Annotated in this window: 7 protein-coding genes; 4 read left to right on the plus strand and 3 right to left on the minus strand. The window is 51.0% G+C overall.

Annotated features, from left to right (window positions below; all coding sequences use genetic code 11):
- The first annotated feature begins 12 nt into the window (after window positions 1-12).
- On the plus strand, window positions 13-702 hold the full coding sequence (locus tag M2118_RS07620) for a lysophospholipid acyltransferase family protein (protein WP_277495566.1): 690 nt from the start codon (window positions 13-15) through the stop codon (window positions 700-702).
- 71 nt (window positions 703-773) lie between these two features.
- Complete coding sequence (locus M2118_RS07625) at window positions 774-2,144, plus strand: class II 3-deoxy-7-phosphoheptulonate synthase (RefSeq protein ID WP_280795345.1); 1,371 nt, start codon at window positions 774-776, stop codon at window positions 2,142-2,144.
- 73 nt (window positions 2,145-2,217) lie between these two features.
- On the opposite strand, the gene M2118_RS07630 is transcribed toward M2118_RS07625, so the two are convergent.
- From M2118_RS07630 to M2118_RS07640, 3 genes are all read right to left on the minus strand, one after another.
- Complete coding sequence (locus M2118_RS07630; RefSeq protein WP_432418393.1) at window positions 2,218-3,627, minus strand: APC family permease; 1,410 nt, start codon at window positions 3,625-3,627, stop codon at window positions 2,218-2,220.
- Window positions 3,628-3,929: 302 nt separating this feature from the next.
- Entirely contained in the window at window positions 3,930-4,535 is a 606-nt protein-coding gene (locus M2118_RS07635; RefSeq protein WP_280795347.1) for a ferritin-like domain-containing protein, read from the minus strand.
- Between the two features lie 79 nt (window positions 4,536-4,614).
- On the minus strand, window positions 4,615-5,181 hold the full coding sequence (locus M2118_RS07640) for a DUF4395 domain-containing protein (RefSeq protein ID WP_280795348.1): 567 nt from the start codon (window positions 5,179-5,181) through the stop codon (window positions 4,615-4,617).
- Between the two features lie 27 nt (window positions 5,182-5,208).
- Here M2118_RS07640 and M2118_RS07645 point away from each other — a divergent pair, with 27 nt between their 5' ends.
- Both M2118_RS07645 and trxA read left to right on the plus strand, forming a co-directional pair.
- Window positions 5,209-5,676 carry a methyltransferase family protein gene (locus M2118_RS07645; RefSeq protein WP_280795349.1) on the plus strand — a complete coding sequence of 156 codons (468 nt, stop codon included), beginning with the start codon at window positions 5,209-5,211 and terminating at the stop codon, window positions 5,674-5,676.
- 50 nt (window positions 5,677-5,726) lie between these two features.
- On the plus strand, window positions 5,727-6,101 hold the full coding sequence (gene trxA / locus M2118_RS07650; RefSeq protein ID WP_280795350.1) for a thioredoxin: 375 nt from the start codon (window positions 5,727-5,729) through the stop codon (window positions 6,099-6,101).
- Window positions 6,102-6,225 lie beyond the last annotated feature (124 nt).

The raw sequence follows: 6,225 nt of genomic DNA on the forward strand, positions 1-6,225 counted from the left end.
TAAGCTGAAATCATGTTTTATTGGCTGATGAAGAACGTCATCGCCGGACCGTTGCTTAAGGGCATCTTCCGTCCGTGGGTTACCGGTGCTGACAATATCCCCAAACAGGGGGCTGTCATTCTGGCCAGCAATCATCTTTCCTTCGTAGATTCCGTCTTTCTGCCCATATGTATTGACCGAGACATGGTCTTTCTGGCAAAGAGTGAATACTTCACCACCAAGGGAATTAAGGGTTGGGCTACGAAGTGGTTCATGAAGGGCACAGGAATGTTGCCCATCGACCGTTCGGGTGGAAAAGCTTCGGAAGCAAGCCTGAACACGGGTCTTCGTGTTCTCGCTGAGGGTCGAGTATTGGGTATTTACCCCGAAGGCACCCGCTCACCTGATGGAAAGCTTTACCGCGGTCGCACAGGAATCGCACGTATGGTCCTTGAATCAGGCGTACCAGTTGTTCCTGTGGCGATGATTGACACGGAGAAGGTCATGCCTATCGGTGCGAAGTGGCCCAAGATGCGACGTCCCGGAATCATCATCGGGAAGCCTCTCGATTTCTCGCGCTTCCAGGGCATGGAGGGGGATCGCTTCATCCTTCGTGCAGTGACGGATGAAATCATTTATGAGCTTGCCGGCCTCTCTGGCCAGCAGTATGAGGATGTCTATGCCTCCTCAGTGCGCGAAAAGCGCCCGGTTAACGCAAGATAAGCTTGTTTAGTTGCCAGTTTTCAGATTCTGGCTTGAGACACTAATCACCACCATTCAAGGGGAGTACCTTCGTGGCTAGCCAAAATGAGCCCAATATCGTCGCTGACAAGTCCGTCATCGAGGGTTTGGACTATTGGCGCACTCTTCCAATCAAGCAACAGCCACAGTGGCCTAATGCTGACGCAGTCAAGTCTGCTTCAGAACGTTTGGCAAGCTACCCTCCCTTGGTTTTTGCTGGTGAGGTAGATACTCTCCGTGATCGTTTGGCTCATGCGGCTCAGGGCAAGGCATTCTTGCTCCAGGGTGGTGACTGTGCCGAGACTTTCGCAGGTGCGACAGCTGACAAGATCCGTAACCGGATCAAGACTGTCCTGCAAATGGCAGTTGTACTGACCTATGCCGCTGAAATGCCTGTTATCAAGATGGGTCGCATGGCGGGACAGTTTGCTAAGCCTCGCTCCAGCGACACTGAAACACGCGGAGACATTACTCTTCCCGCTTACCGTGGTGACATTGTCAACGGCTACGACTTCACTCCGGAAAGCCGTGAAGCAAACCCCGAGCGTCTTGTCCAGGGTTACAACACGGCAGTTTCCACTCTGAACTTGATCCGTGCATTCACTACCGGTGGTTTTGCTGATTTGCGTGAAGTTCACCGCTGGAACCAGGGTTTCGCTAAGAACCCAGCTAATGCTCAATACGAAGCTCTCGCTAACGAGATTGATCGCGCTATCAAGTTCATGGCTGCCTGTGGCGCTGATTTTGATGCACTCAAGACCACGGAGTTCTTCGTCTCGCACGAAGCGCTTCTGATGGATTACGAACGCCCGATGACTCGCATTGACTCGCGAACCGGCACTCCTTACAACACCAGTGCACACTTTGTGTGGATCGGTGAGCGCACTCGTGAACTCGATGGTGCACACGTTGACTTCTTGTCCCGCGTTCGCAACCCCATCGGTGTGAAGCTTGGCCCCACTACTGACGTGGACACGGTCAAGGCGCTCATTGAGAAACTAGACCCCAACCGTGAGCCTGGTCGCCTGACTTTCATCACTCGAATGGGTGCTGGAAAGATTCGTGACGCACTGCCACCCCTTCTCGAAGCAGTCAAGGCGAGCGATGCCAACCCTCTGTGGATCACCGATCCTATGCACGGTAATGGCATCACCACCCCTAACGGTTACAAGTCGCGTCGATTTGATGACGTCGTGGATGAGGTCAAGGGCTTCTTCGAAGCTCACCGTGCCGTGGGAACGTTCCCTGGTGGAGTCCACGTTGAACTCACGGGAGACGACGTCACTGAGTGCCTTGGTGGGTCTGAGCAGATCGATGAGAATGATCTAGCTACTCGTTACGAGTCACTCTGCGATCCACGTCTGAACCACATGCAGTCCTTGGAGCTCAGCTTCTTGATTGCTGAAGAGCTGAAGAAGTCCTAGTCTTTCGGTTCTCGCGGCTTAACTAACTGTGGCCTCCACCTTTCGGTGGAGGCCACAGTTGTTGAACTCTGTGTTACTTGACGACCTTGTTGAAACCGGTCACAGGCTGTGCTTCGTCGAAGCCAGCTACCTGCTTGCGGAATCCCTTGGTCAGGACAGCCAGGTAAACGATTCCGATACCTGCCCAGATCAGACCACCGGTGAGCGCCTCAGGGGAGAGGTTGATCCACAGGATGACGGTCAGAGCGAGACCAAGTACGGGCATCACGATGAACTTGAAGATATCGCCAGCAGTGTGACGACGTCCCTGACGGATTGCGAACCACGCAACAACGGAGATGTTCACGAAGCTGAACGCTACAAGAGCACCGAAGTTGATGAAGTGGACGATGTCAGCAAGAGTCAGAACCACACCGGTCAAGCAGACAACACCAGCAAAGATGACGTTGAAGGTTGGGGTCTGGGTCTTCTTGTTGACGAAACCAAACAGCTTGTTGGGGAGAACGTTGTTACGTCCCATAACCAGCAACATACGTGCCACAGAAGCTTGTGAAGCAAGCAGCGAAGCAATGGTTGCTGCGAAACCTGCAGCAGTCAGGATGACCTTCATGGTCTGGCCGCCAACAAGCTCACCAATGATGGGCAGTGTTGAGTCATCAACATACTGACGGTCTCCACCTGGAGCAAAAACGTTCCAGTCGGGGAAGAGAGCCTGAGTGAAGTATGAGGTAACGATGAAGATACCGCCACCGATCAACACGGTGAGCATGATTGCGCGAGGAACTACACGTGGGGTGCGTGCCTCTTCTACATACATCGTCACAGCGTCGAAGCCGATGAAGCTGAAGCAAACAATAGTTGCACCGAGAAGAACAGCTGACAGGTCAACACCTTCGTGCATGAATGGTGTGGGAGTGATGAGGGTTCCTTCACCAGCACCACCGAGTAGCTGGCCAATGACAACAGCGACAAAGCCAATCATTGCCACTACAGCAATGACCAAAAGAATGGTGTTGACGTTTGAGGTTCCACGCATGGTGAAGTAGATGATTCCGGTGCAGAGAACGGTGAAGAGGATTACCCAAACAGCACCATCAATGTCGGGGAAGAACGACTCCATGTAGCTGCGCACGATGATGATGTTCACCAGAGGTAGCAACATGTAGTCCAGCATCGAGGTCCAACCAACCACGAAACCTACGTTCGGGTGGATTGAGTTCTTTGCGTAGGTGTAAGCAGAACCTGCTGAAGGGAACTGCGAGGTCATCTTTCCATAGCTGATTGCGGTGAATACCATCACGATCAGCGCAAAGACATACGCCAGCGGCACAACGTTGTTAGTGCCTTCAGCTACGAGACCAAAAGTGTCGAACACTACAGTAGGGGTCATGTAACCGAGACCGAGAGCCACAATGGCCCACATCCCGAGGTTACGTTTAAGGGCGATCTTGGAACCGCCACCGGGGACAAAGGATTCGGGCATGGATCTCTCTCTTCTTTGAGGCCTAGAAAACAACAGAGGTAATTCAACCTCTGTGCGATTACTTACTCTAGTCCTCTGAAGCACACCAAAGGTTCTTCAAAATAGGAAAATTTCAACGAAATCCGTGTCAAATTATTCTTCTCCCAAGCGAAATTCGTTGTAACAGCAGTTCGAATGTAGAAAATTTCTAGGAAGTCCCTGGACTTTGGCGACGGAGAGGAATCGAACGCTTGGAAAGTTGGCTTGAAACAGCACTGTGGGCGTGACTTGTCAGTCACGCCCACAGTTTGGTTCGAGAAGATTTAGAGCTTCTTTGAGAAAGCCGCGAGGTGGCTTTCACTTGCACTGCGAAGTTTTTCTAACGTAGCCACAATGGTTGCATCTGATGTGGAGTTGATCGCTGTAGTCAGATCGGTGATGTCAGTTTCTTCAATGAGGACACCAACCTTGTATGCCTCGGTCTGGCTGGTCATACCCTGGGCGATCAGCTGGTCGTACAACGCCTGAAGGTCTGGGTTGACGAAGACGCCAATCTCAGAAGAACGGGGATCGGTGAGTCCGTATGAGTTGAGTAAGTTCAGAACTTGGTCCTGGTGAGAAGTTTCGCTGGCCAAAATGTTACTGAACGTGTTCCCGCCCCATGTCTCGCCCAGGACCGTATAGACATCGTGCGCGAGCTTTTCTTCTTCAATCAGATACAGAAGTAAGTCATTGGTGCTTGAAGCTTGGGTTGCAATTTCAGATTCTTGCTCAAGTTCTTCAGCTTCATCCTGGGAGGTCATGGGCTGAGGGTTCTCAGACGATGCAATTGGTGCAGGAGGAGTACCCGTGACAACGGCTGCCGTAACTCCAGCTGCGCCGATAACGACAGCAAGAATTGAAGCGGTGACGATGGTTGATTTCTTCATGTCGAACTACTTTCGTTTGGAATACTTCCAAGATACCCCCGGGGGTATGTGAAATTACTATGTAGTAACTATGAGTTTTCTATGAATCGCGGCTAGGTCGTGGATCGTAATTGCAGCTATCACCGGGGCAATACTGAGGAGCTTTTCGCGAGAAGCGTTTCTGTAGTTCACAACCGACGCAGATTCCAAAAGCAGTTTCTAGGAAAAGAACGCTCATGCAGATACCGCAGAGAATTAAGACCACCCATAATGGTGCGGCAAGCCAGCCCATTGTGAAGCAACTAGTGAGTGCTACTCCTAACCCCAGACTCCACGCAAATCTCTTTTGAGGGGCTCCAACAAATTCTGGACGTTGCCGATACACGATCACTCGTCCTAGTGCCAATGTGGGGGAGAACCGAGGGGAAACGAACAATCGGATGAGCATGTCGAAAAGAAAGAGAACGGCGAAGCCTCTGAGTGGAATAACAAACCCTGTGGTCCAGGCAATGACATACCCGGTGAAGCCAATAAGGAAGAGAATCCCTGCGCTAGCTCTAACTTCTCTTTCGTTGAAAACCGGTATGTCATAACCGGTAACGATTTCACCAAATTCTCCCCATGAGCGTTCAGGATTATGTGCCGTGTTGCCGGTCGTTGTTGTCATGGAGTTCCTCTGAGGCATGATGAAGAGATGAGCGATAAAACTAAAGGGATCATCCTCGTACTGATCCAGTTCGGATTGCTGATTGCGATCATTGGATTACCCCATGGAGACATGTGGGCTGTGACGGAGCTTGTAGGAAACATCGCCGTGCTTTTGTTGATGGCGGGACTGGCAATTACCCTTTTTGGAATTGTCAGTTTGGGTAACTCCTTAACAGCGACCCCGGTTCCCAAAGCTACTGCGATCCTCAGGACAACTGGAATGTATGCCATTGTTCGCCACCCCATATACCTTGGCTTGATGCTGATTGGTCTTGGCCTAACCGTTCCAGCTGGTTCATTTCTCACAGTCTTTGCTTTTTTGCTGTTGATTGGTTTGCTTTCTTATAAAGCTCGGTTTGAAGAACGCTTGCTGATAGAAAAATTCCCCCAATACAAGTCATATGCTGCGCGCGTTGGCCGCATCATTCCTTTTGTGGGGAAGCTCAAGAAGTAACTATACGAATATACCCCAGGGGGTATCCGTATTTAGTGTAAGCTTTTTCCATGGCTTCTGTAGAACTCACCGCTGAAAATTTTGATTCGACCATCACCGGTAACAGCATTGTTGTCGTTGACTTCTGGGCTGACTGGTGTGGTCCGTGCAAGATGTTTGCACCCACCTTTGAGGCTGCCTCAGAAAAAGAACCTGAGATTGTCTTTGGAAAAGTAGATACCGAAGCTCAACAGTCTCTTGCTGCTGCAGCAGGTATTCAGTCCATCCCCACTCTCATGATTTTCCGAGACAGCATTCTTCTCTTCTCACAGCCAGGTGCACTCCCACCTGCAGCTTTAGAAGATCTCATCGGACAGGTCAAGGCTATTGATATGGAAGCCGTTCACGCCGAGATTGCCAAGCAGCAAACGGCCGTCGCTGAATAGAAGTTTCATAAAGAAAGCCCCCTCATGAATGAACTGTCCCCCGAAAGTTGGACAGGTTAAATCCTAGGCGGCTCTTAACTGAAGGGCATGGTTCCGATATTGCATCGGGGTCATGCCCTTCAGT

This window comes from Aurantimicrobium minutum (assembly GCF_029892845.1).
Classification (GTDB): Bacteria; Actinomycetota; Actinomycetes; order Actinomycetales; family Microbacteriaceae; genus Aurantimicrobium; species Aurantimicrobium minutum_B.

Excerpts from the sequence above, each read along its gene's own strand:
- M2118_RS07635 (WP_280795347.1), bottom strand. The coding sequence starts at position 4,535 with ATGAAGAAATCAACCATCGTCACCGCTTCAATTCTTGCTGTCGTTATC.
- trxA (WP_280795350.1), top strand. The coding sequence starts at position 5,727 with ATGGCTTCTGTAGAACTCACCGCTGAAAATTTTGATTCGACCATCACC.
- M2118_RS07620 (WP_277495566.1), top strand. The coding sequence starts at position 13 with ATGTTTTATTGGCTGATGAAGAACGTCATCGCCGGACCGTTGCTTAAG.
- M2118_RS07630 (WP_432418393.1), bottom strand. The coding sequence starts at position 3,627 with ATGCCCGAATCCTTTGTCCCCGGTGGCGGTTCCAAGATCGCCCTTAAA.
- M2118_RS07640 (WP_280795348.1), bottom strand. The coding sequence starts at position 5,181 with ATGACAACAACGACCGGCAACACGGCACATAATCCTGAACGCTCATGG.
- M2118_RS07645 (WP_280795349.1), top strand. The coding sequence starts at position 5,209 with ATGAGCGATAAAACTAAAGGGATCATCCTCGTACTGATCCAGTTCGGA.